Below are 23,160 nucleotides of genomic sequence, written 5' to 3' on the forward strand. Positions count from 1 at the left end.
GGTTTTCAAAATTTCTGACTTTCACTTCTCATTTTTTGTTAAATCCCCGATTCTGATAAACGGTGCTGGCTTTATGCCATGCGGCGCAATCATCTTTTCCATCCAGATCATGTCATACCAGGTTTCCAGCTTGTAGCCACATTTAGAAAAATGACCAATGGTTTGATAGCCCAGGTGTTCATGAAAACCGATGCTGTCGGGATTGGGATAGGCAATACAGGCATAGAGATTCGTGATGTTCTGCTTTTCTAAAACTGCCTCAAGGGCCTGATAGAGCTTTTTACCCACCCCACTTTGACGGCTGTGCTGTTTAACATAGATGGTGGTTTCTACCGCCCAGTCGTAGGCCGCCCGGTTTTTAAACTCAGAGGCATAGGCATAGCCGAGGATTTCATCTTCCCTGACGGCCACCAGATAGGGATATTTTGTCATGGTTTTTTGCATGCGCTGCTTAAATTCTAAAAGCGTTGGCACCGTATATTCAAAGGTAATAGCCGTTTCTTTAACATAGGGCGCATAAATATTTAATAATGCTTGGGCATCATCTAGCTCTGCCCAACGGATGGTGATGTCTGTGTTCATATTTATAACCTTCTTTTCTCAATATTAACCGATTTATTATATCATTTTTAAAACTGACGTAAAAGAAGCCCTTCAAATTTTGTGTTTGAAGGGCTTCTTTTCTTTTTGGGGACTCACTTAATTCAATTGCGCTTTTTCACTTGGCCGTTGTTTTATAAAATGCTTAACCACTTCCGCTGGCATCATCGTCCGCTCGACAATCGACGCCTCGGTCATCCCTTGGTCATAAAAACGCTGACACACCATGGCCATGCTTTCACCCACTTCGATGATGTGATAATCCGGGTCATAAAAACGGATCGACCGCTGACCCCAGGCAGCTTCCTCCACATCGTGCAAATATTCAATCTCCGGATAATTTTTTAGATGTGCTGAAAAATCATCCAGATTCTCTTCTTCAAAATAAAGTTCCATATCGTTGCCCCGATAGACAATCTCTTTTTCATCCCGATGGATAAATTTTGCCCAAAGGGCCTTATCCTGCAACGAAAATCCGGCATTAAAGGTAATATTCTCACCAAAATCCATCACCACTTCCAAACCAAAAACATCACAATAAAAAGCCCGGGAACGATTAATATCATTCACAACCAGCATCGGTGCTTCAAATTTCATAACAACTTCCTCCTCGTTTTTTAATCATTATACCGCCACAATCACGACACCTGTCTGTCATGTTTGTAACAATCATTGGTATTTTTTACTGATTTTTTTTGTGATCATCAAAAATTCATTTCGCAGGGCTTCCGGTTTAATTAATTCGACCCCATCACCAAAACTCAGCAACCAACTAAAAAGATTCTCCCGGCTGGAAAAACAGAATTCGAAACGAAGTTTGCCCGATGTGGTTATCTGATAGCAATTTATCCCATATTCGTCAATGAGCCGCCATTTCATTGTGGGGTCAAATTCTGCCACCAATTGAATCTGACTGGGCATAACCAATTGCTCCTGACTGTTATATTCCGGCAGATTTCTTGGCTTGTAGGTTTCTTCCAGCACCTGCAAATCCCAGAGACGGTTAAGCTTAAAGTGACGATAATCAGATCGCTCCCGACAATATCCCCAGATATACCAGGATGACCATTGATAAACAATCAAGTATGGTTCTATCCGTCGGCTGCTTTCGCCTTTTGGTGAGTAGTAATAAAAAGCAATCAGCCGCCGCTGGTCAATGGCCTGTTTGATCAGTTCAAATTTTGGCGCCAGCGAATTTTTGTAGTGCGAGGACAGATCAATGACAATGTGGTTATCCGACTGGGACACTCCCCGATCCACTGCCAGTTTGTCGATCAATTGTCGATACTGATTGGTTCCGGCAACACTGTCAAGACTTTTTAGCCCGGCCAGAATCGATTGCATCTCGCCTGAAGACAGCAGCGTTTTATCGATCGTGTACCCTTCCATAATGGCAACGCCACCATTTGCTCCCTGCCGAGTCGACAATGGAATTCCGGCCTTGCAAAGGTCTTCTATATCCCGGTTGATGGTTCTGCGAGAGACTTCAAACATGTCTGCCAGATAAGGAGCCGTCACTTTTTTTTGCTGCAATAGAATAGACAATATCCCGATGAGTCGATCAATTTTCATAGGCTGATCCTTTTCATTCGAGCTTTCATGAAAGCTCTTTTGACGTTCATGATTTAAACGTCCAGAAATGTGATTACCTTATCAATAAACACTTCTCCATCCAAATGATCCAGTTCGTGGCAAAAGCATTTGGCCAGATCATCTTCTCCGGTAATGATGATTTCCTCACCTTTTTCGTTGCGAGCTTTAACTGTAACTTTTTGCGGACGGATGGTCGTTCCGAACTTTCCCGGAAAGCTCAAGCAACCTTCGGTACATTCCTGTTCGCCACTGGTCTCAATGATTTCGGGATTAACTAATTTCATCACTCCTTCACCCATATCAATAACCACCAGTCGCTTTAGAATACCGACCTGATTAGCGGCAATTGCCGCACTATTGGGAATGCTATGCAAGGTTTCCAGCATATCATCGAGAATCATCTGTATTTTTTGATCGATTTCGGTCACTTCTTTGCTTTTTTTTCTGAGTATTGGATCCTCATCGTGTCGAAGTTGTCGTATTGCCATTGTTTCCTCCTGCTTCGTTTTACTTAGTTTTCTCAAGTATATTGTGAAAACTAGGGGCTGTCAATGAGTGATGGTCTTCAACTAATATAAACAGTAATCCCGGTAATCTTCACTCCTCATTCTGTGCTTTTCCGACACGGCTTATTTTTTTGTAAAGAAACAACCCCATCAAATTGATCACGACGGTGATTCCAAAGACCCAAATGACAACAGCATCGTTTTCTATCTGCAAGGTATTGCCACACGATGTTCTGTCTGTTTCGACAGCCGACAGAACGTATATACCTGTCCGGTTTTTTGGCCTTAATTCTTCCTCCAAAAATTCCAATTCCTCCTACAACCTGAAAAAAAGGCCCGGCACCTCTTCTTGAGATGTTCAGACCTTTTCTAAACTCATGGTTCAAAATATTCAAAAATGATTGCATCAAATTTTTTCTTGCAGTACTCAATGTCATCGGTATCCTGAACTGTCCATCCGACCAGTCTACCGGTCAGCAGATGGAAGAGGCTAAGCCCCAGTTTGCGCCGGGCATCGCCATGGTGGAACGCCATAAAATGAGGACGGCATATAAAATTGGTCGCAAATGAAATGATCAGCAACCATTGCCACAATTTAACATCCAGTCCCTTGAGGCTTTTACGCCCCACTGACAGTTGACCTCTGACCACATCGGGCCGGTTTTTATAAAACCACCGGACAATCAACGGCTGAAAAGATTCAACACAATATAAACCCTCATACTGATCCAGATACTCGGCCGTTTTTGAACACAGCTCGTTGAGATTCTTGGTGTTTTTCAGTTCGACAATCAATGGAACCTGTCCATCAACCATGCTTAGCACCTCTTCAAACAAGGGAATTTTTTCCTCCGTGTTTTCGAGATTATAAATCATCAGTTCCTCATAAGTACAGTCAGTTATTAATTTATCGACCCCACACAGACGCAACAGGTTATCGTCATGGAAGACGATAATCTTGCCATCGGCGGTTAGATTTAAATCCATCTCGATGCCATAGCCAGCCGCCACCGCCTTCTTAAAGGCCGCCATGGAATTTTCCGGAATCGATTTATCCTTCTCGTGCAATCCCCGATGGGCATAATAACTGGTCCAAAGACGATCATCAACCTCCTTTGGCATTCTGCCCGGAAGCAACAGCAAAATATAAATAATAAAGATGGCTATAATTGCCAAAATATACAGTGTCATGTTCCCTCACCCACTTCTGTTAAGCTAATTCAAACTAGTTCCTTTCTCACGAATTTTAATGGCCTTGCCACACAATTAAATCAATATTGTTTCACAATGACCGACTCATTTTTCTATTTCTATTAGTGCTTCTTTTTTACCCTTTTATTCTCTCAATCAATCATTAAAACTAGATTAGTATTAAGACTATTTTCTGTTAAATCTCATTGTACGCGCTAAGGCCTGAAGAACTCAAAAATAATTACATCAAAATAATCCATACACCGTACCTGATCATCATTATCCCGCACCGTCCAGCCAACCAGTTTTCCCCCAAATTGCCGAAACAGCCACAAGCTGAGTCGATGATGCGCATCTTCGTGCTTATAGGCGATAAAATGAGGCCGGGCGACTACATTTGTCACCACTGAAGCAATCAGTAGACGTTGCCATAACGATGTACCACCTAGATTGCGGTAACCAGCGGATAGTTGGCCTCTGATTACCTCGGGCCGGTTTTTATAAAACCAGCCAACAATCCCGGGATGAAAGGACTCAATGCAATATACACCGGCATAGCCATCCAGTAGCGCTGCGGTTTTAACACAGAGTTTCCGCCACTCTTTAGTATTCTTCAGTTCAATAATCAGTGGAACCTGACCCGCTACAAGCTGTAGCACATCTTTTAATAGTGGAATGGTTTGTTCTGTGTTTTCAATATGATAATCCGAAAGTTCTGTTGATACGCATTCGGTGATCAATCTGTCAACACCACAAACCCGAAGCAAACTGTCATCGTGAAATACCACCACTTTTCCATCGACGGTAAGGTTAACGTCCAGTTCCATGCCATATCCCGCTTCAACCGCTTTGGTAAAAGCCAGGATGGAGTTTTCTGGAACTGTCCTGTTTTTTTCATGCAGACCGCGATGGGCATAATGACTCTTCCAAAGAAATGAATTTGAATGATTTGGCAGTTTCGCTGGCAAAATCATAAAAAGATAAAGAAGGCTCAATACAACCAGCGCCAATATCAGATAAGTAATCATCGAATTCTCCATCTTAACCCGATTATCACCTTAATCGGCCACATCAAACGCCTCCAACTTGGATGCCCCTATAATCGGTTTGGAATCCCCATGTTTAACCTGCATCATCGTTAAAAATGCCAGCCCCACAAACAAAGCACCATAGGGCATCAGGGTGTGATAACCAAGATGTTCTAAGAGGGCGCCTGAGGCGATCGGGGTCACAACCTGGGCAGCCATCGATGCTGTATAATAATAGCCCGTGTAACGGCCAACATTAGCGCCTTTGGACATTTCCAGCACCATTGGCAGGGAATTGACATTGATGGCCGCCCAGGCGATTCCAGCTAAGGCAAAGGAAACAAATAACATCGGGTTAAAGGCGGTATAAAAAGCTGCCGTGGCAAAAACGGTTACCAACACGGCCACTCCCATCAGGATGACTTTTTTACGACCCACCTTTGAAGAAATAATCCCCACGGGAATAAAAGAAATAATTGCCGCAATACTGGCTACCATCAAAATTAAAGCTGTTTGAGATTCCTTCATTCCCAAAGAAACCATGGCATATTTTGAAAATGCCGAGGTTACAGCATTATAACCCATAAACCACAGTGCCACCGATAAGAGAATAAAAATCAGACTCTTTCGATACGCTTTCGGTAGCTTTTCATGGGTCACCAGGGTTTCATCATGCTCAGCCTCTTCAACATCAATCCCCATGGCTGCACTATCATGCCGCATTTTTATCACAGCGGCCGGCTCGTTAACCGTCAGTTTGAGAATAATCACACCCACCACCATCACCGAAGCCGTGCCTAGAAAAAGGGGCCAGTAGTTAATGTTGTTCTTATCCGGAGCCAGTAGCGCCACCATTCCCAACACCAGAATCCCCCCAACTGCCCCCATCAAATTAATCACTGCATTCCCCTTGGAACGCAATGGTTTCGGGGTAACATCCGGCATCAGGGCCACCGCTGGTGAGCGGTAAAAAGACATTGAGAGTAATGCTAACGCCAGTGCAACAATAAACAAACTCAGCTTATTGGCCATTACGGCATAGGGGATCAAGAGCATGGAAACCACCGCCATGGCCGTGCCGCCTAAAATATAGGGCATCCGTCGCCCCATGCTGGTGTTGGTATTATCTGACAGCATCCCAAACAATGGCAGCATAAATAAGGCCAGCACATTGTCAAGAGACATAATCACCCCGGCCATTGTGTCCTTAAATTCAAAGGCTTTCAACATAATCATCGGAATCACAAAATCATACAGGCTCCAAAAAGCACTGATGGTCATAAACCCCAGACCAACTAATACAGTGAGGCGGTAATCCAGCTTCATCAACACGCTCCTTTTTCTATCATGAAAAAAGTATAGCATCAGCCGCATCATTTATCAACGCACTTAACCAATCTTTAATAAATCTTCATAATTTGCCAGCATCATTTCCTGCCAATCTTCCCCTCTCTCCAAATTGTGCTTGCCATTTTTTTGCATTTCCCATACCATAAACAGCCATGCCTGTTTTCTTAAATAAAGCCCTAACCCATCATGACCTGCTTGTCAAAAGAATCCATAATTGGTATAATATAATTTCTTAATATGACTTATGCTTTTGGATGCATCACTTCTGATGCATCCATTAAATTTTTATAAGATCCTTGGAGGAAACAGCAATGAAAAGAATATGTGTCTATTCCGGTTCCAATCTGGGAGTTCGTCCCGAATATAAAGAAATGACAAAAGCCCTGGGCCTGGTGCTCGTTAAGAATAATATTGAGTTGGTCTATGGCGGATCAAAAATCGGTTTAATGGGGGAAATTGCCAACTATATGCTGGACAACAATGGCCGAGTTACCGGGGTTATGCCCGGGGGACTTTTTCCCGACGAAGTGATTAATGATCGCCTGACTCAATTTATCGAAGTCAAAAACATGCATGAACGCAAGCAAACCATGGCTGACTTGTCCGATGGTTTTATTGCCATTCCCGGCGGCATCGGTACCTTCGAAGAGTTATTCGAAACCTATAGTTGGGCCCAACTGGGAATTCATAAAAAACCGATTGGCATTCTCAATATTTCAAACTTTTTCGACCCCTTCATCAATATGATGACAACCATCGTCAATGAAGGCTTTATGAACCCGTCCAATACCAAACTGGTACTGGTTTCTTCCGATCCTGGTGAGCTGGTCAATCAGATGATTCACTATACCCCACCGGTTTTGGGCAATAAGTGGCAGCAGCTGGAGCCAGCATAAACTATTTTTGTGAATTTATCGCTTGAATTGGATTTATCGAAAAACGCCATTGGGATTTGCATCCCAATGGCGTTTTTTATCCCCTCATTTCTGCTTATCGGCGTCCCGTTAAATAATAAATAGCCATTTGTGTCCGATGAGAAAGATTGCCCTTGTCCAGGATCACACTGATATAATTTTTGACGGTGCCTTCGCTCAGAAACAGTTTTTCGGCAATTTCCTTATTCGATAAGCCATCGGCTACCGCTTCAATAATCCCGAGTTCTCTGGCTGTAAACAAACTGCCGTCAAAACCCGTACTGCATTTGGTTTCCGGTTCGGTAAATTTATTAAGCACCTGACTGTCGAGAAAATGAACCCCATGATAGACGGATTTGATGCTTTGTTTTAGTTGTTCCGGGGTATGATTTTTGATCAAGTATCCATCGGCGCCATTTTTCATAGCCTGTTCCACCAGTTCACGATCATCAAAGGTCGTTAGGATCAGCACTTTTCCCAACCCTTGCGCTACAATCGCTTTGGTTGCTGCAATACCGTCCATCTCCGGCATCTGGATATCCATCAAAAAGACATCCGGTTTGTCCTTCATTGCAAATTCCAGGGCTTCTTTGCCATTTTTGGCACAGCCGACAACCTCGAACTCGTCATCGACACCGAGGATGATACCCATGCCATCTCGCACAAAATCCGAGTCATCAACAATGATTACCTTTATTTTATTCATGACTGTCCCCTTTCCTCAACTGATGTTAACGGGAAAATCATATTGATCCGAAATCCGTTTTGGCCATCAATATCAATTAGTCCATTTACTTTCCGGATGCGGTCTTTCATTCCCTGAATCCCCATTCCTTCGACGATGGTTTCACAGCTTGCGCCGTTATTATAAATGCTACAACGGACGATTTTGTTCATCACCATCAATTCGATGGCCAGTCTGGAGCATTTGGCATATTTAAGGGCATTTGAAACCGCTTCAATGGCATTATCCAGAATCACTTCCCAAATGTGATCGGGGATCTCTTTGTCTTCCCCCTCTAACAGCAAGGTCGCTTGAATGCCGTATTTTTCCCGGCATTCTTCACACAATCCATGAAGCTGCAACAGCGCTGCTTTTTTCCGATCCGGTTTTTCCTTTCTTAAGATAAAGCGGATTTCATCCATGCTCTCCCTTAAGGTATCAATTACCGCCTGAATGATCCGGGTGCTTTCGTCCGGTTTATCATGAATCAATACCTTACTGGCTTCCAATTGATAAACAGAACCGTTAATGCTATGCCCCAGTTTATCGTGGAGCGCCTGGTAGATTCGGGCCCGTTCTTCAAGCATTTGATTTTTATAATGCAGACTGTTCTGCTCCAGTTTCTTTTTAAACTTCAGATCTTTGTCTGAAATGGAATCTTTTAGTTTAAACTCTTCCTGCTCATAGTTTTCGAGCTTATCTTGATACTTCTTAATCATCACTTGATTTTGGAAATAAATAACACTAATAAAGATACAAAAAATCATATAAACAGCTAAATCCGGCGGATTAAAAAAGACACCGGCAAAAGCCATCAAACCGACGACGAGGGGCAATTTAAAATAACCCACCGTATCCAACACCACCACCGGTATTAAATAAAAACCGATGCTGCTATTGAGAAATAAAGCGAAGATCACAATCGCCAGGATTATTTCAGCAAGCAGGCAGCCGATTTTCTCCTTGTCGAGCAATTCATAAAGGGTCGCTACCATCAGAAACAATCCCAGTAGAAAGCACTCCAAACTGATCGCTTGCAGCGATTTTTCACTACCAACAATCACATATGCCAGCATGATCGTCAGACAGCTGAATTTTATCATCGCAGAATAATTTTCCTTCATCTTTTCAACCATCTGTCTGACTTCCTATCTCCAGTTTGCTTTATGAACATTTTATCACATAGTTAATTTTTACTTCAATGTAATTGTTTAATAATCCTTTTTTCCAACCATAACGCCAATGGTGGTACCAGCCATCAGGATTAGCAGATAACAGCCGACAATCAACCCGTACATTGCATAAACCCCGGTTTCTCCCGTCATCAGCATTTCTGAAGCGACAATCACCCAGCGCTGGGGAATCAACAGCGACGTTTTTACCCACCACTGGGCCGCACTGGTAATCGGAAAGTATAAGCCAGCCATAATGTTGGAGACAATCCAGATGGCAAAGACAGCATAGGTCGCATTCATGGTATTGCTGACCAGGGTACCAATAACGACCGAAAGGGTACTGATACATAAGCCCAGACCGAAAACCAGGAACAAATAGCTGCCAAAAGGAATACCAAAATCAGTACTCACCAACATCGGTGTTACAACGGCTAAAATGCCGGTCTGTATCACAACGGTCAGCACGATCATAGCCATTTTTGCCAGAATATAGTTGAGAATACTGACTCTCGACAAAAATATCCGGTTATAGACCTTGTTGTTTTTTTCTCTGACGATGATGTCCGAAATAAAGACCCCACAAAACAGAAAACCCATTGTCAATGCAGCAATTGAATAACCAATGCGGGTGCTTTGATGGTTCTGCTGACTGGTTAATGTCAAGCTATTTCCGACTTCCACCGGTTTGATTTGTTTGCTGAGGCGACTTTCTTTCAGTTCGCCGAGCATCGTCTTCAGCGCCGGCTTATCATAATTCGTGCTGTTGGCAGCCTGCATCATAAAGCTGACGTAAGTATTAATCGTGCTGGCCAGCAAGTCATTTCGTCCGTCATCGGTGATTTCCATGATCGATAAATTACCGGTACCGCCGGATAAGATGTCCGACTCAAAATTCTCGGGAATATAGACCACTGCGCCAATATTACTCTTCCCGGCACTGTCGATGCTGGCTGCTCTGGCAGTGGCCAAATCAACCACTTCCTGATTATAGCGAAAGATTCGAAAAATTCCAGTTCCCGCCAGCTCCTGAGCCAGATCATCGGATAGCTCCGTGTTGCTGTTGTCATAGATCTTAACCAAAAGCTTGGTATTTTCAATACTGGTAATGTTTTTATCCCGATTGTCAATGTTTTGAACAACATAAGAGGTGTCATCCTTCATTGTCACGGTGTCGTCTAATTGCAACGACAATAGGCCGGCTGATAGAATCGGTAGCACAATCACCAGACACAGATAGCCCTTATTCCGAAGCAGTAGCTTCAGGTTTGTTTTTACCATCGTAAAAAAGCCATTCATTTTATTCCTCCACTTTCCGGTTCATCAGCATGCTGCCTAGTATCCCAAAAACCAAAATCAGGCCAACCAGATAAATCAAACAGGTTCCGGTGTAGTCACTGTATCCTTTGGTGGAAAACTCCACCAGGGTCCGATTAACATAGTAAATCGGTGATGCTTTCATCAGCAGAATTGGGAAATCTTCATAGATGTACGGATCAAAGGAACCGCCGAAAAAGCCCAGCACCCAGGTTAGTGAAAAGCCTACGACCACGCTGACAACCACTTTGCTAAAGAGCTGATAAAGAAAAACGCCGATCGCCGCTGCTGCCATGGTGGAAAGCAGGATGATTCCGACTGAAGCCGGAAGCTGTCCCCAATGGACGTTAAAGAGCAGTGCTGAGATTGTCCAGGCTAACCCCATTTCAATAAAGGTTACCAGAAAACAAGGTACGAACTTCGCCAGGTAAAATTGCGTCTTGGTCATTTGTGACACCCGCATTCGCTGAGGAATGGCATTTTTACGTTCACTGGCGATGACCGCCGCCAATGGCATCATCCCGCAAAAACTCCAGAAGACAATATAGATAATGCCATAATAATCGGTGGATGTAGGCATTGGTTCCACTTCCAGCACCTCTTGAGATAATCGATTGACATTCGAATCCAGTAATTTTACATCAACGATTCCTCGCGCCATCTGGGCTTTTACCAGGGCGGTGTTGGCGTCCACCTGATAGAAGAAGCTGTCAAAAATGCTCTCTGTAACCAACGCTTCGGCCTTTTTTTCGCTTGACTGATACAGGATATAATCATCATCCTGGATGTCTACAAAAGCAGTGACGGTTCCATTTTTAATCAGCTTTTCAATCTCACCTTCCGGATATTCGGTGAGGGTTACATCGTTCTCCATGCTTGCTTTTTTGAGCTCTGGCAAATACGTCTGATAGGGGCTGTCTGCGATGATCCGGTAGCCCACCGTAAACGGATCGATTTCCCGGGCCGACGCCATCATATCCTTAAAGGCACTGGACAACAGGGCAATCACAATGACCGGCATTACGATCATCATCAACAAAAATGCTTTACTCCGAAACATCAGTTTCATGTTGTTTTTGATCAATATCAGTGGCATCTCACAGTTCTCCCTCGGCATAATCGCGGAGTTTCTTGCCGGTTAAGGTTAGAAAAACTTCTTCCAGGCTCATTTCAGAATCTGTTTCTGCCGTGACCAATTCGGTCAGTTCTTTTTTTGTGCCCATGGCTATGATTTTGCCATTATCCATAATGGCAATCCGGGAACAGATCGCTTCGATTTCTTCCATATAATGGCTGGTATAAATAATGGTAGCACCTTGTCCATTGGCAACTTTTATTTTTTCCAGAATAAAGTTTCGGGATTGGGGATCAATGCCCACCGTGGGTTCATCAAAAATCAGCAGCTCCGGATGATGGCCAATGGCGCAAGCAATGTTCAGCCGACGTTTCATACCGCCGGAAAAATTTTTACTAAAGACATTGCGTTTATCTTTTAAGCCAACAAATTCCAATGAGTCATCAATGGCTTTTTTTAGTTCCTTGCCCTTTATTCCATAAAGGGAGGTAAACAACTCGACATTTTCCCAGGCTTTCAAATTGCTATGAATGGCCAGCTCCTGAGGGATGTAACCAAGTCTTGCTTTAGCCTCCTTCATATCGGTTTGCACATCTTTTTCAAACAGCCTGATTTTTCCGGCTGTTGGCTTTACCAACGAACAAATCATATTCATGGTGGTACTTTTACCGGCACCGTTAGGCCCCAACAGTCCAAAAATCTCCCCTCGCCGTATTTCCAGCGAAACATGATCAACGACAGCCTTACCATCATATTTTTTTGTTAAGCCTTCCAGTTTTACAATTGCAGTTTCCATTATTTATGTCCTTTCTTTATCACACTTTTTATCTACGATCCACATCAATTCGCAATCACGGATTTTCTATCCTTAAGATATCATTTTGGTCGTTTTTAACACAGTGCAAAAAGCAATAAAAGGCTATGACTTTCGTCATAACCTGGTTTTTCACCCGCTCCGATTATTAATCATCAACCGTGCAGATCGTGAACCTAAGGGACGCTCAAAGTTGCTCAACATCAAGCAACCTCATTATATTTCCACCCAGAACAGCCGCTGCAATCGCAGGCGTTTTCGCCACCTTTAAAATCGCTTCTTGTGATAATACCAGATCTCCAAAAGGGCGATCCACCCCAAAGATGCACTTCTCTGGCAATTCATTGATGACAATCCCCAAAACAAAGGTGGAATAGTAGGCCGATGTATCCAGGTACAAATTCGGTAGTTCCTTGACCAGATCCATGGTTTCCAGCCAGTTGCAGCCACCTAAATGCCCTAAAATAATAGGGCTGTGCGGGTATTGCCTGGCATACGCTGCAATCTCCCGGATATCCTGTATTTCCAGTGGGAAAAAAGCATGAATCCAGATGGGCAGATTGCCAAACTCACTTGAAGCTTTAAAGATATTTTCCAGTAGTTGAATCTGACCAGAACCCGGGGTGAATTCGCCCAGACCGCTTAACTGGTTTTTTTTGATATTTCTATCCACATAGGCCATTGTGGTGTCATAATCCAATCCTGGTGGTACCGCTCCAAACCCCAAATAGCGGGCGGGATACTGCTTAATCGCTGCCACTAATTCGGTAATTGATTGTTCTCGAGCCTCAATCATGGAGCCCTTTTTTCCCGCCAGCAAATCGCCCAGATAGGCCATGGCCACTTTTACTTCCTGTGCATTTTTCGCCATTTCCGGATGAAACGATGTTGAAAACAAAATCGTTTTGTCAATTCCGGCTGCATCCATATCTTTTATATGTGCTTCAACCGGTAAGGTTACATGGGAATGTCCATCAATAATCATTATTTACGTTCCTCTTCTTTCTTTTACTCAAATATACATATTCGATTGCAATATTTTCTATCTTTTATTATAATGCGTTTAGTAAAAAAAAATAGTATGCACTTTTATGTAACATACTAACGAAAAGGAAAGTGATAGCCATGCCAAAAGAAATCTGTTTTGTTACGAATAAAGAACCCTTTGAATATACCTTGTCGATTGTCAGTGGCAAGTGGAAGTTAAAAATTATTTATCTACTTTCCTGCATGGGAACCATCCGGTACGGCATTTTAAAAAAGAACATCGATGGGATCACCCACAAAATGCTGAGTTCTCAACTAAAAGAACTGGAAAATGAAGCCATCATTTTGCGAAAAGAATATCCTCAGGTGCCCCCCAAGGTGGAATACTCCCTGACCGAAAAAGGCGAAAGTCTGATCCCTCTGGTTGTTGCCATGTGCGATTGGGGACGACAGCATCGGCGTACCAACTGAGATTGGTCTACTCTATCCATGTTTCGGGCAGGTTCACACCACTCATATATTTTCCCAGGAGCAAACCCATATGATAATCATCAACACCGGTCTAACGGGCGATTTGCACTGAGGCTATCGGCCTTTTTTACCGGCCATCGCCTCATTATATTGAGATATAAATATCATGTTCTATTTACACATCCATTTTGTATGGGAAAAACGATTTGTTTTGTTTTTTAAAAAATCACCACTCCTTACTTTTAAATAGCGCCTAAATATCACTATCTTACATGGTGAGGTGCTTTTGGGGTATAATCTTTGCGTCTTCCACCCACATAGTTGGTGGTTTATTATTTCGGATTCTATGCTCACTCAACAGACTAAAGTCAATAAAATCAATGGCCGTGGTCATAAAGCAATCGCAATAAACATTCTTTTGACGTTTATTCTTGCCGCTGCCAATTTTGCACAGATTTTAAGAAGCCGCAATTAACCTTTTCGGGCTAATTGCGGCTTTTGACTTTATCATTCTAAGTTAATAAATTTAGACTTACTCAAAGTGAACCCGATCTGCCTCAAAACGATCCTGCTGCTTTGCTTCGGCTGCCGGGTAACCGATCGGAATGATGGCGTAAGGCTCAAGATGATCTGGAATAGTTAAAACGTCACGAACATTTTTCATCCGGTCAGCCAGCGGCGCAATACCAATCCAAACCGCCCCCAAACCAAGTTCAGTGACTTCAAGAAGAATGTTTTCAGTACAGGCAGCCATATCAATGTCGGCAAATTCCGGCATCATCATCTCTTTTCGATATACTGGTACAATCGCCACAGCAGCGTCCTTGATGCATCCGCCGTAGGGGCTGCAGTCTGCCAGAGCGGCCATGGTTTCTTTATTTTTAACGACAAAGAATTCCCAGGGACGTTGGTTGGCGGCCGATGGAGCGGCCATCGCAGCTCTTAGAATCTGGTCAATTTTTTCTGTTTCCACTGCCTTGTCTTCATACTTTCTCACACTGGTTCTGTTAAAGATCACGTTCATTTTCATCCTCCAATTATTTCTTAGCTGGGTGTTTACCCATGCCGTTTTGGCTATTTCTTGCTTCTATTCCTGATTCATGCTATCATTTTACCAATCATTTTCATAAAAACAAGAATGCACTTTTTTGTCACTTACTACCCAAAAAGATAGTAAGTATTCAAGAAACTACCAAAGGAGAAACCATGGCCGAAAAAAAACATTTCTGCTGTCCCATTGATGCCACCATTAGCCTGATCGGTGGAAAATATAAAACAAAAATTCTCTGGAATCTGATTGATCAGACCCTACGCTTTAATGAACTGCAAAAAATCGTTCACCAGGCTACCCCAAAAATGCTCACCCAACAACTACGTGAGCTGGAGCGGGATGGTCTGATCACCCGAACCGTCTATCCGGTGGTACCTCCCAAAACTGAATATACACTAACCAGTTTTGGCCAGAGCCTTTATCCGATTCTCGATGCCATGTGCGAATGGGGCAAAGATTATATGGCTGAAGAAGTCCCTGAGGAAACAGCTACGGCTGTCAATCAGTAACCAAACGAATCCATTTTGACCGACCGTGTTGCCAAAACTTTATGTTTATATTCGCATCGACGCAAAAAACGATGGTTTTCGTCACAGCCCAATCCACTGTTCGGGATGATTCATGGCATCCTGGAATTTTTCCAAAAATAAACCCACATGGTAGCCATCCGCAACGGCGTGGTGAACAGTGATCGAAAAGGGCATCATTTTCCGGCCCGCTTTTTCGAAAAAACGGCCCGCCTGCAAGATCGGAAAATAATAATCGGCCTTCGCATAGGGGACTGGTGAATAACTGGTAAACTGGGTCCACGGCACCATCCCCACCATAAAGCTATTCGACGGCGGCAGCTCTGGTTTGGCCAAAATCCCGTGATTCCCAGAATAACGTTTCTGATCTTCTATATAGTTGTGATAAAAGACTTCAAAATCCGGATCATATTCTGTCCACATAGTTGACATGGTTTTATCATCCTCATGAAAACAGGCGTAAGAAGGATGTAAAACCTCATAATGCCCCAGCTGATCGGCCGTTTTTGCAACCCGAAATTCCGACTGCTCAGTTATCAATTTTGCCGCCAGATAGAGATAGGCCGGAAAAAACTTTTTACCAGCTTTTTTAATCTGGTGATATGCCTCAGTAATATCGATCTCCACACTCATCGAAAATCCGGTAGGCAGCATTTCGGTAAAATAGTAAAAGTAAGATCGCCGATTCCAGATTTCAACGTCAATGGGGTGTAATTGTGTGTTCATTTATTCATTCTTCCTTTTGTTTATCAATCCAGATTTCAAGCAGTATTGCAACGTCATCGCTGAACTCTCGCTCGCTCTGTGCTTCACTTTTTTCGATTTCTTCCAGAACGACAAATGAAAAAGACTTGGCGCCAAAGGCTTTCCAATCATCAAGCATTGCCGGCTCTGGGCATGAATTGGTGGCAACAGCAAAGCCGAAGCGGTTTTGCTGTCCAGCCATATTCTTGGTCGATTTTATCCAGATCCGGTCATTGCCACTGCATTTTATGCCGTAAATGCCCCCAATAACCGCTCTGTTTTTATAGCTTTCTTTCAATTCTTTTTTTGACTGTGTTTCCATTTATTTTAATCCCCTTAAAGTAACGTTTCCGGTCGTTGCTCACATGACCCAAAGACCGTGACCGCTGCAATAATAATATAATTTGCTGCCAAACTTTTTGCCCAACTTGCCGCCGCTCATCTTGGGTAGTCGCAGAGCTGCCATCTGTTCCGGATAAAGTCTGACAAACAAGCTACGATCACTTGACACGTAGGCCACAAAGGAAATAAAGTGAGACTTTGTCATTTCGTGATCAAAGGTAATATAGTATTCCCCATCATCATCCTGGATGGTTGCCAGATGGTTTTCATCTGCCGGTTTAGCCACCAGTGGAGCCAGTTTTCGACCGCAACAAGAAAGCTCGGCTTCGCCAGTGGTGCTGACCACATTGCCACAGTTTGGACAAACATAGAATTTTATTCGTTTCAAATTTCCCGTTTCCATATCATTCAGTTCCAAATCTCCCAATAGTATTTTTTCAATATTTACATCAAACAGTTCAGAAAGCGCGCCCAGAAGGGATACATCCGGACACCCCTGGCCCCGCTCCCATTTGGAGATGGTTTTATCACTGAGGTGCATCCGCTCGGCAACCTGCTTCTGGGTCATCGCCTTTTCTTTTCGTAATGCCTTCAATAACACGCCTACCTTACTGCAATCCAATTGTCGTACCTCCATAACCATATCATAATCGCTCAATAAAATTTATTCAATCAACGCTCCGTAGAGTTTGTATTTGTCTCTCTTTATTCCCCATAATTGTATTCATCTTGATTCTTAAACACCACATACGCAATCACAAATAGCAAAACAACACTAATTGAGAATCCAACCGTTGCCGTAATCCAGCTTTCGATGTTATTCAAATTTGAAAGTGTCTCCATCATAACACCTGGGGAAATTAAACTGAGGTTATTAACCACTTTTTCTGATAAATTAAATACCGCTCCAATGCTATCTACAATCAGTATAAAAAAACGTGGCATAAGAATAAGCCCGCATGCCAAGCTCCAAATCATCGCTGCTTTAGAGGAACGTGCCAATACCGAAATCACAACACCCATTGCCGCAAACACCATGATATACCCCCAAAAAGGAAACAGATATTTCCCGACCGTTGCAGCTGCTATCGACACATCGCTTAACCCGGCAATCACTGTCATAATTGGGGTTAAATAAATAAACGAAAGCAACAAAGAAATAACTGCCGTGGTAATCAGTTTCGCAGTAAACACCTGCCCTTTCGTAACACCAGAACTCAAGATACAATCTAAGACATTATGCTCCCGATCAGCAGATATTAAATCAAAGTATACCGACATGACTGCCCATACTCCAAAAATTATCTGCGGTAAAAAGATTGACATAAATTCTACTTGGTTGGTTTCCACCAATGCATGTCGTCCATTTGACGTAAAAAAGAAAAAAACAGTGATCCCTGCTAAGACAATCCAAACACCGAACGTTCTTAAACTCAATGCGTGTTTGATATCACGACACGTCAATCTGAATATCGTTCGCATTATTTCATTACCTCATTTTCTCTCAGATACAGATGCTCCTGTACAATACCCTTCACATTGGTAGGCGATATTTCATAAACATCAACAGAATTAACCGTCAGTACTTTTACCAACTCTGCCACGCCTTTCTTATCCGTTTTGATATGCAATGTCGTCCTCTTATTACTCACCTTTAACGAATACTTTTTTTCCAAATGCTCTATTAACACATCTCCAACTGGGCTCGTAGATACAATGTAACTGCTTTCCAACTTCTGATTATAGATAAGCATTCCACGCTCCATGATGGCGATATCGGTACAGATATCATCCATATCCTGAAGAATGTGGGAGGAAATCACAATGCTCTTTTCTCGGTTATAGATTTCTTTTATCAATCGCCCCATTTCATCGGTCGCACCTGGATCCAACCCAGCAGTTGGCTCATCCAGAATATACAAGTCAGGATCACCAATCATGGCAATTACCATCAGTAGCTTTTTCTGCTGTCCAGGTGAAAGATACCTTACCTTTTTGTTTATCTCCAATCCAAATTTCTGACAAAGCACCAGTCCTTCACGTTCGTCTTTTTTTCTAAGGGATGCGAAAAAGAGAACCGTTTGGGCAACCGTTTGCCGATTATCAAAGCGACAGGTTTGTGGCATATAACCAATATACGGTTTTTCGGTATGAAGCGAAACGCTGCCTTCAGAAGGTTTCATCAATCCAGCTACCAAGCGAAGCAAGGTAGTCTTTCCAGCACCGTTATTCCCAACCAAGCCACAAACTTCTCCCTTTAAAACAGTTAAATTAATATCCGAGAGGACTTTTGCTTTGCCAAAATCCTTTCTGATATGCTCTAAGCATAGCACTTTTGCACTCACTATATTACCTCCTTTTGAAGTTATCTGACTTCAAATGAGGTAGTCGAAAAAAAGAATCAAATCATTCACATTTGTTTTTTTAATTTTAGATCTCACCGATCTCATAATTCCCTTTATAAATATTTCCGAGCCCACCGTCAATGGAGATGGGATCCCCGGACTTGAAGCGATGCCCATTGATGGTACATTCTTTGGTTGAATCGTTCACTTCCAAACCCTTACATTTAACAATACAAACCTTACCCACACTGGCCGCGGCCACAGCAGCATGAGAGGTGACCCCACCTTTAGCGGTGATCAACCCGTCACAGACAAAAATCAAGGGAATATCATCCGGCACCGTATCTGGTCGCACCAGAATAATTTTGGCCTCGGGACACTGTCTTTTTAAGCCTTCCATATCGGCCATATCAAAAGCCAAAAGCCCTGACAGTACCGCACTGCTCATGCCGATACCGTGACCAACCAGCTCCATTTCATTGGGCGCCGGCAGAAAGCTGGAAAAAGCGGTCTGTTTTTTGAGATTCTGGTTCCGGGTCTGGAGAATATATAAATCCTCAGGATTGTCGGTTTCAAAGGTAAATTCAATTTCCTGATGAACAAAACCATATTCTTCAATCAATCGAACCGCATAACGGGTCAGTGCCGCGTAGATATTTGGAAAGCCCGACTCCAGTGAAAGACTGCTATCCCGGTAATCCCGTTTTCGTTGCGATTCGCTGATCGGCAAGGTATTGACCAAACCTGAAACCACATCTTCACCCTGACTGCAAAGGGCAAAATCGCCGTAAAGATTTATCCCGGCGCAACCGTTAAAGGGACTGCTGGTAAATACCACCCCTGTACCAGAGCGCGCCGAACGGTTTCCCAGCACCATTTTCTGAACCACCACAGCGGTTCCCCAGTCTTCTGCAATCTGCAGATGATCCCGATAATAAACGGCGCTTTCCGAAAACCAGGAATCCAACACCGAGCCAATGGCCTGTTTCAGCTGTTTAAAGGGATCGTTTTCGATTTCAATACGATAGTCAGCTAAAACCATTTTATAGCTAAAGGCAATGGTTTTCATCTGCTCGGGACTAAAATTTATTTTAAGTGTCACGCCCCACTGCTGTTTATATTCCAGCATCACCCGGTCAAACACATCCCGGTCAATGCCATAGGCCATCCCCCAGCTCTGTAAAAAACGCCGGTAACAATCCCAGGCGGTCCAACCATACCCCGCCTGCTGGCTGAAAGCTGCAGCAATCTCATCATTTATTCCGACGTTTAAAAATGTTTTCATAGCCCCGGGCAACGAAATTGATGAGCCTGATCGAATCGAAAAGAACAACGGATTTTTGGCACTACCAAAGGTTTGCCCAGTGATTTCTTCAATCTGTGCAATATATTTTTCGATCTGCCAATCCAGATCCCGCCGCATGTCCGGATGACCCTCAATGGTTTCCTTATGCCGAAATACTTCAGTGGTGATGACAAATCCCGGTGGCACATGAAAGCCATAGTTGATCAATTTCTTAAGAAAATAAGCCTTGGCACCCAGAAAAACCGGGTTATCAATGGCAGCCGAATCTTCGGTAAGTAGACTAAAGGAAATATCCGGATCATAGGTCAGCATGCTTTCAATAAAAGCACTGGAATAGTTTTTCATCAGGCTTCTCAGCCCACTGATGGTGTCAGTGATAAAATTATCCAAATCCTGAACCAGAAAAGCGGTGGACAGGTTGTCTCGAAGGAACTTTTCGGATTCAATATGATAGAGTCGCCGCTCATCGCCAATCACTTTTTCCTGCTTTGCTACCAGAATCTGAGGAATAATAACCCGCATCGGGATCTCAAAAAGCTCGAAAAAGTATTCGCTGATAATCTGTTTGATATCATTGGCCATAAATTGAAAAATATTGATGTATTGATGGATTGAAAAGCTGGGCGAGGCCAGCCCGAATTTCAGCATATCGAGATGGGAATTAAGCCCCTGATTAACAATCCCATCCAACTCCAAGCCATCCTTAAATAGCAACAGAATATGATAAATCTGGCGAAAGGTCTTGGCTGTAATGTACTCGGCGTTAAAGGGCTGGGTAATCTGGGTCATCAGTTTCGCCACGGTTCGTTCAAGCCGATACATCAACCCCAACGCATCAAACTTGAGTTCCACATATTCGCCATACATTGAGGGTATATCGGCTGCAATATGGCGCTTATAATAGATGTTTTCAGAGGCTTCGCTGGGACGGGGATCCAGAATAATCGTCTTAAGACGGTTCATATGCTGATAAATCTGGCGAATCGCCGCTTCCTGATCATTATGTTTCAGGCAGTTTTTTAATTCACTCAGATCGCCAGTCAGATTGGGGCTGTAACCACTAAGCATCGCCAGCACATCATCAAATTCGAAGGAATATTTTTCCAGCAATAAAAAATAAACCCGGAACAGATCGAGCACGCGTTTGATATCCAACCCCTGATCCGTGCCAAAGCGCTGCAACCCCGCCCGGATCGTATCTATATCCAGACGCAACAGCCCAGCCGGGGTGGTTTCCAGTTCCTGACACAACCGGACCAGCGTTTCATGGGGTCGGCTAAACCACTTGCTTTGGGGATCAAGACCTTCATAAATTTCCTGGGGAATTAATTCCTTAAGCGGCTCCTTATTGCCGTCATACCAGTAGGTAATGATTTTCCGGGCCAGATCAATATGCGTATTGTTACTTTCGATATGGATCTGTTTTCGCATAAAGTGAATCAACCGATCCTTGCGCCGGGATTCTTCATCGATGGCGGTGGTCACATCCCGGAGCTCACCCTCTGCACCAATCTCTTTGAAATAAACCGGAAAGATCCGGGCCAACTGTTTGATTTCCCGATAAACCGGGGTGATCTCACTGTTAAGCATGCGGGTAATATCCCGCTGGAAAAGATCAGTGTCCGAAATAAAGATCCCCCCCAGCTTGAGGTTAACAATCAGCGCCGCCAGCAGCTCCCGCATCGCCCGGGGATCTTCCTCAATTAATTCCAACCATACCCGGATATTTTTTACGTGATTGGAATCAATCATAATCTGCCAGTCGGAATTGAGGCTCAACTTCCCTGGAGCATTAAAGCCCAAGTTAATCAACGCTTTGGTGAAATAATCAATATTGGCGGCATCTCTGGTCGCAATAATCTCTTTCCCCAGCGTCAGCAAGCAGTCAAGAACGGTATCGCCATGCTCCTGCCTGAGTTCCTGAAACTCTGCCATAATGGTATTGATGAATTCGGTAATATCCTGCGAATCCAGCTCATCGAAAATATTGCCCAGATTCCGATTGATATCATAAATCAGATGATCATTCAAAGTCGACATTCCAGGCAAATGGAGCAGATAATATAGATAATAGATGGTTTCCAGATGGGTCGGAAGTTTTTCTGAAAAACTACGAAAATAGTTGGCGATGTCGTTGAAAAACAGCTGCTGCTTAAGTTCCGGCCAATGGATCGCCTGCATGCGGCGAGCTCTGAGGCCATCAAAAAAATCCTGACCGATGGCCTCGATGTCGGCAGCCTGCAGATGGGGAAACAACTTCTTCCGGGAGTCAAACCAGACCTCGGCCTGGGAGGTTTGCTCCCAGAAATCAATGCACTGATCCAGCAGACTCGCAACGATTGCTTCCAGATTTTGGGCAAATTCCGGCTCTGCCGCCACCTTATTGAGATATATTTTGAAGATGCCGGAATTCTTGACATAAAGCAGTTCATGCTGAGCCAAATCCTCTTTGAGGACATCGATACATAAAAAAATGACCGCTTTGGGATACACATCAAAACTGGCCAGCCGATCCATAAAACGTATCAACACCTGGCTGAGTAGCGTCCGCTGGCTGTCTTTGAGTTTGGATTGCAGCACAGAACGGATTATCTCCACCAGAACAGTGAAGGCTTTTTCTGACTCCGGCAGACCATGATAGAGCCAGATATCACCCAGACAAATGGTCTGCAGCGACTCGATGACGTAGCGATTGTTGCGATATTTATGATTGAGCTCAATCAAAAATTCCTGGGTCCGTTTATGGATTCCCCAATACTCTTGTGACAATTCGCCGAACCACTGTTGGTGCTCCGGGATTTTAATATTGGTTTCCCGGGTCTGATTAAGATTAGCCTCTAAGGCCTTGGAAGAAAACACGTTAGCCATTTTATTATCCCCCTGATTCAATCGATTTGGGTAAATGTCGGCTTTACCTTTTCCTCAGTATAGCATAATCATCCGCTGAATTGAAACCGTTTTCGCAACCGATCTGATTTATTTACGATGTCAAACGCCTCCGAATCAAATCCGATTCGGAGGCGTTTGATAAAATCATCGTTCGTCGAGCGCAACGTGATTTATTTCTGTTGGGTTGGTTAAATAATGACCGTAACCGTATTTC

At 43.5% G+C, this 23,160-nt stretch carries 24 protein-coding genes; 3 read left to right on the forward strand and 21 right to left on the reverse strand.

The window, feature by feature from the left end; genetic code table 11:
- Positions 1-21 precede the first annotated feature (21 nt).
- The 8 genes from Q7P33_RS13090 to Q7P33_RS13125 all read right to left on the reverse strand — a co-directional run bounded on the left by Q7P33_RS13090 (position 22) and on the right by Q7P33_RS13125 (position 6,244).
- Positions 22-582: a GNAT family N-acetyltransferase gene (locus tag Q7P33_RS13090; RefSeq protein WP_303870955.1), complete on the reverse strand. Its 561-nt coding sequence runs from the start codon at positions 580-582 to the stop codon at positions 22-24.
- A gap of 117 nt (positions 583-699) precedes the next feature.
- Positions 700-1,197, reverse strand: a complete 498-nt coding sequence (locus Q7P33_RS13095) for a VOC family protein (protein WP_303870957.1) — start codon at positions 1,195-1,197, stop codon at positions 700-702.
- Positions 1,198-1,269: 72 nt separating this feature from the next.
- Entirely contained in the window at positions 1,270-2,172 is a 903-nt protein-coding gene (locus Q7P33_RS13100) for a YafY family protein (RefSeq protein ID WP_303870959.1), read from the reverse strand.
- A 53-nt stretch (positions 2,173-2,225) separates the two neighbouring features.
- Entirely contained in the window at positions 2,226-2,681 is a 456-nt protein-coding gene (gene def, locus Q7P33_RS13105) for a peptide deformylase (protein WP_303870961.1), read from the reverse strand.
- 109 nt (positions 2,682-2,790) lie between these two features.
- Positions 2,791-3,000, reverse strand: a complete 210-nt coding sequence (locus Q7P33_RS13110) for a hypothetical protein (RefSeq protein WP_303870963.1) — start codon at positions 2,998-3,000, stop codon at positions 2,791-2,793.
- 74 nt (positions 3,001-3,074) lie between these two features.
- Entirely contained in the window at positions 3,075-3,890 is an 816-nt protein-coding gene (locus tag Q7P33_RS13115; RefSeq protein ID WP_303870965.1) for a glycerophosphodiester phosphodiesterase family protein, read from the reverse strand.
- Positions 3,891-4,105: 215 nt separating this feature from the next.
- The gene (locus tag Q7P33_RS13120; RefSeq protein WP_303870967.1) at positions 4,106-4,918 is read right to left on the reverse strand and encodes a glycerophosphodiester phosphodiesterase family protein; all 813 of its coding nucleotides are present in this window, start codon (positions 4,916-4,918) and stop codon (positions 4,106-4,108) included.
- Positions 4,919-4,948: 30 nt separating this feature from the next.
- Positions 4,949-6,244, reverse strand: a complete 1,296-nt coding sequence (locus Q7P33_RS13125; protein WP_303870969.1) for an MFS transporter — start codon at positions 6,242-6,244, stop codon at positions 4,949-4,951.
- 335 nt (positions 6,245-6,579) lie between these two features.
- Here Q7P33_RS13125 and Q7P33_RS13130 point away from each other — a divergent pair, with 335 nt between their 5' ends.
- Complete coding sequence (locus tag Q7P33_RS13130) at positions 6,580-7,164, forward strand: TIGR00730 family Rossman fold protein (protein WP_303870971.1); 585 nt, start codon at positions 6,580-6,582, stop codon at positions 7,162-7,164.
- Between the two features lie 94 nt (positions 7,165-7,258).
- Here Q7P33_RS13130 and Q7P33_RS13135 read toward each other — a convergent pair whose 3' ends face one another.
- The 6 genes from Q7P33_RS13135 to Q7P33_RS13160 form a co-directional block, all read right to left on the reverse strand.
- Positions 7,259-7,888 carry a response regulator transcription factor gene (locus tag Q7P33_RS13135; RefSeq protein WP_303870972.1) on the reverse strand — a complete coding sequence of 210 codons (630 nt, stop codon included), beginning with the start codon at positions 7,886-7,888 and terminating at the stop codon, positions 7,259-7,261.
- A complete protein-coding gene (locus Q7P33_RS13140; RefSeq protein ID WP_303870974.1) occupies positions 7,885-9,042 on the reverse strand; it encodes a sensor histidine kinase in 1,158 nt (385 codons plus the stop codon). The genes Q7P33_RS13135 and Q7P33_RS13140 overlap by 4 nt, the downstream gene beginning before the upstream one ends.
- Positions 9,043-9,117: 75 nt before the next feature.
- On the reverse strand, positions 9,118-10,377 hold the full coding sequence (locus tag Q7P33_RS13145; protein ID WP_303870975.1) for an ABC transporter permease: 1,260 nt from the start codon (positions 10,375-10,377) through the stop codon (positions 9,118-9,120).
- Position 10,378: 1 nt separating this feature from the next.
- Positions 10,379-11,491 (reverse strand): ABC transporter permease, encoded by a 1,113-nt coding sequence (locus tag Q7P33_RS13150; RefSeq protein WP_303870976.1) that lies wholly within the window; start codon positions 11,489-11,491, stop codon positions 10,379-10,381.
- A gap of 1 nt (position 11,492) precedes the next feature.
- The gene (locus tag Q7P33_RS13155; RefSeq protein ID WP_303870977.1) at positions 11,493-12,266 is read right to left on the reverse strand and encodes an ABC transporter ATP-binding protein; all 774 of its coding nucleotides are present in this window, start codon (positions 12,264-12,266) and stop codon (positions 11,493-11,495) included.
- Positions 12,267-12,471: 205 nt separating this feature from the next.
- Complete coding sequence (locus tag Q7P33_RS13160; RefSeq protein WP_303870979.1) at positions 12,472-13,269, reverse strand: amidohydrolase family protein; 798 nt, start codon at positions 13,267-13,269, stop codon at positions 12,472-12,474.
- A gap of 140 nt (positions 13,270-13,409) precedes the next feature.
- On the opposite strand from Q7P33_RS13160, the gene Q7P33_RS13165 reads away from it, so the two are divergent.
- Positions 13,410-13,742, forward strand: coding sequence for a helix-turn-helix domain-containing protein (locus Q7P33_RS13165; RefSeq protein ID WP_303870981.1), 333 nt, complete (start codon positions 13,410-13,412; stop codon positions 13,740-13,742).
- 532 nt (positions 13,743-14,274) lie between these two features.
- Here Q7P33_RS13165 and Q7P33_RS13170 read toward each other — a convergent pair.
- Positions 14,275-14,766 carry a nitroreductase family protein gene (locus Q7P33_RS13170; RefSeq protein ID WP_303870983.1) on the reverse strand — a complete coding sequence of 164 codons (492 nt, stop codon included), beginning with the start codon at positions 14,764-14,766 and terminating at the stop codon, positions 14,275-14,277.
- Positions 14,767-14,948: 182 nt separating this feature from the next.
- On the opposite strand from Q7P33_RS13170, the gene Q7P33_RS13175 reads away from it, so the two are divergent.
- The gene (locus tag Q7P33_RS13175; protein ID WP_303870985.1) at positions 14,949-15,302 is read left to right on the forward strand and encodes a helix-turn-helix domain-containing protein; all 354 of its coding nucleotides are present in this window, start codon (positions 14,949-14,951) and stop codon (positions 15,300-15,302) included.
- Positions 15,303-15,383: 81 nt separating this feature from the next.
- Here Q7P33_RS13175 and Q7P33_RS13180 read toward each other — a convergent pair whose 3' ends face one another.
- The 6 genes from Q7P33_RS13180 to Q7P33_RS13205 form a co-directional block, all read right to left on the reverse strand.
- Positions 15,384-16,046: a chloramphenicol acetyltransferase gene (locus Q7P33_RS13180; protein ID WP_303870986.1), complete on the reverse strand. Its 663-nt coding sequence runs from the start codon at positions 16,044-16,046 to the stop codon at positions 15,384-15,386.
- Between the two features lie 4 nt (positions 16,047-16,050).
- A complete protein-coding gene (locus Q7P33_RS13185; protein WP_303870987.1) occupies positions 16,051-16,386 on the reverse strand; it encodes a GIY-YIG nuclease family protein in 336 nt (111 codons plus the stop codon).
- 39 nt (positions 16,387-16,425) lie between these two features.
- Positions 16,426-17,043: a helix-turn-helix domain-containing protein gene (locus tag Q7P33_RS13190; protein WP_369693309.1), complete on the reverse strand. Its 618-nt coding sequence runs from the start codon at positions 17,041-17,043 to the stop codon at positions 16,426-16,428.
- 68 nt (positions 17,044-17,111) lie between these two features.
- Positions 17,112-17,843 carry an ABC transporter permease gene (locus Q7P33_RS13195; protein ID WP_303870988.1) on the reverse strand — a complete coding sequence of 244 codons (732 nt, stop codon included), beginning with the start codon at positions 17,841-17,843 and terminating at the stop codon, positions 17,112-17,114.
- Positions 17,844-17,887: 44 nt separating this feature from the next.
- The gene (locus Q7P33_RS13200) at positions 17,888-18,751 is read right to left on the reverse strand and encodes an ABC transporter ATP-binding protein (RefSeq protein ID WP_303870989.1); all 864 of its coding nucleotides are present in this window, start codon (positions 18,749-18,751) and stop codon (positions 17,888-17,890) included.
- A gap of 85 nt (positions 18,752-18,836) precedes the next feature.
- On the reverse strand, positions 18,837-22,925 hold the full coding sequence (locus Q7P33_RS13205; protein ID WP_303870991.1) for a PEP/pyruvate-binding domain-containing protein: 4,089 nt from the start codon (positions 22,923-22,925) through the stop codon (positions 18,837-18,839).
- Positions 22,926-23,160: the final 235 nt, after the last annotated feature.

It is taken from the genome of Acetobacterium wieringae (assembly GCF_026646375.1).
Lineage (GTDB): Bacteria > Bacillota > Clostridia > Eubacteriales > Eubacteriaceae > Acetobacterium > Acetobacterium wieringae_A.

What these genes read in the sequence shown, in the direction of transcription:
- Q7P33_RS13090 (WP_303870955.1), bottom strand. Translation starts at nt 582, where the DNA reads ATGAACACAGACATCACCATCCGTTGGGCAGAGCTAGATGATGCCCAA.
- Q7P33_RS13095 (WP_303870957.1), bottom strand. Translation starts at nt 1,197, where the DNA reads ATGAAATTTGAAGCACCGATGCTGGTTGTGAATGATATTAATCGTTCC.
- Q7P33_RS13100 (WP_303870959.1), bottom strand. Translation starts at nt 2,172, where the DNA reads ATGAAAATTGATCGACTCATCGGGATATTGTCTATTCTATTGCAGCAA.
- def (WP_303870961.1), bottom strand. Translation starts at nt 2,681, where the DNA reads ATGGCAATACGACAACTTCGACACGATGAGGATCCAATACTCAGAAAA.
- Q7P33_RS13115 (WP_303870965.1), bottom strand. Translation starts at nt 3,890, where the DNA reads ATGACACTGTATATTTTGGCAATTATAGCCATCTTTATTATTTATATT.
- Q7P33_RS13120 (WP_303870967.1), bottom strand. Translation starts at nt 4,918, where the DNA reads ATGATTACTTATCTGATATTGGCGCTGGTTGTATTGAGCCTTCTTTAT.
- Q7P33_RS13125 (WP_303870969.1), bottom strand. Translation starts at nt 6,244, where the DNA reads ATGAAGCTGGATTACCGCCTCACTGTATTAGTTGGTCTGGGGTTTATG.
- Q7P33_RS13130 (WP_303870971.1), top strand. Translation starts at nt 6,580, where the DNA reads ATGAAAAGAATATGTGTCTATTCCGGTTCCAATCTGGGAGTTCGTCCC.
- Q7P33_RS13135 (WP_303870972.1), bottom strand. Translation starts at nt 7,888, where the DNA reads ATGAATAAAATAAAGGTAATCATTGTTGATGACTCGGATTTTGTGCGA.
- Q7P33_RS13140 (WP_303870974.1), bottom strand. Translation starts at nt 9,042, where the DNA reads ATGGTTGAAAAGATGAAGGAAAATTATTCTGCGATGATAAAATTCAGC.
- Q7P33_RS13145 (WP_303870975.1), bottom strand. Translation starts at nt 10,377, where the DNA reads ATGAATGGCTTTTTTACGATGGTAAAAACAAACCTGAAGCTACTGCTT.
- Q7P33_RS13150 (WP_303870976.1), bottom strand. Translation starts at nt 11,491, where the DNA reads ATGCCACTGATATTGATCAAAAACAACATGAAACTGATGTTTCGGAGT.
- Q7P33_RS13155 (WP_303870977.1), bottom strand. Translation starts at nt 12,266, where the DNA reads ATGGAAACTGCAATTGTAAAACTGGAAGGCTTAACAAAAAAATATGAT.
- Q7P33_RS13160 (WP_303870979.1), bottom strand. Translation starts at nt 13,269, where the DNA reads ATGATTATTGATGGACATTCCCATGTAACCTTACCGGTTGAAGCACAT.
- Q7P33_RS13165 (WP_303870981.1), top strand. Translation starts at nt 13,410, where the DNA reads ATGCCAAAAGAAATCTGTTTTGTTACGAATAAAGAACCCTTTGAATAT.
- Q7P33_RS13170 (WP_303870983.1), bottom strand. Translation starts at nt 14,766, where the DNA reads ATGAACGTGATCTTTAACAGAACCAGTGTGAGAAAGTATGAAGACAAG.
- Q7P33_RS13175 (WP_303870985.1), top strand. Translation starts at nt 14,949, where the DNA reads ATGGCCGAAAAAAAACATTTCTGCTGTCCCATTGATGCCACCATTAGC.
- Q7P33_RS13180 (WP_303870986.1), bottom strand. Translation starts at nt 16,046, where the DNA reads ATGAACACACAATTACACCCCATTGACGTTGAAATCTGGAATCGGCGA.
- Q7P33_RS13185 (WP_303870987.1), bottom strand. Translation starts at nt 16,386, where the DNA reads ATGGAAACACAGTCAAAAAAAGAATTGAAAGAAAGCTATAAAAACAGA.
- Q7P33_RS13190 (WP_369693309.1), bottom strand. Translation starts at nt 17,043, where the DNA reads ATGGAGGTACGACAATTGGATTGCAGTAAGGTAGGCGTGTTATTGAAG.
- Q7P33_RS13205 (WP_303870991.1), bottom strand. Translation starts at nt 22,925, where the DNA reads ATGGCTAACGTGTTTTCTTCCAAGGCCTTAGAGGCTAATCTTAATCAG.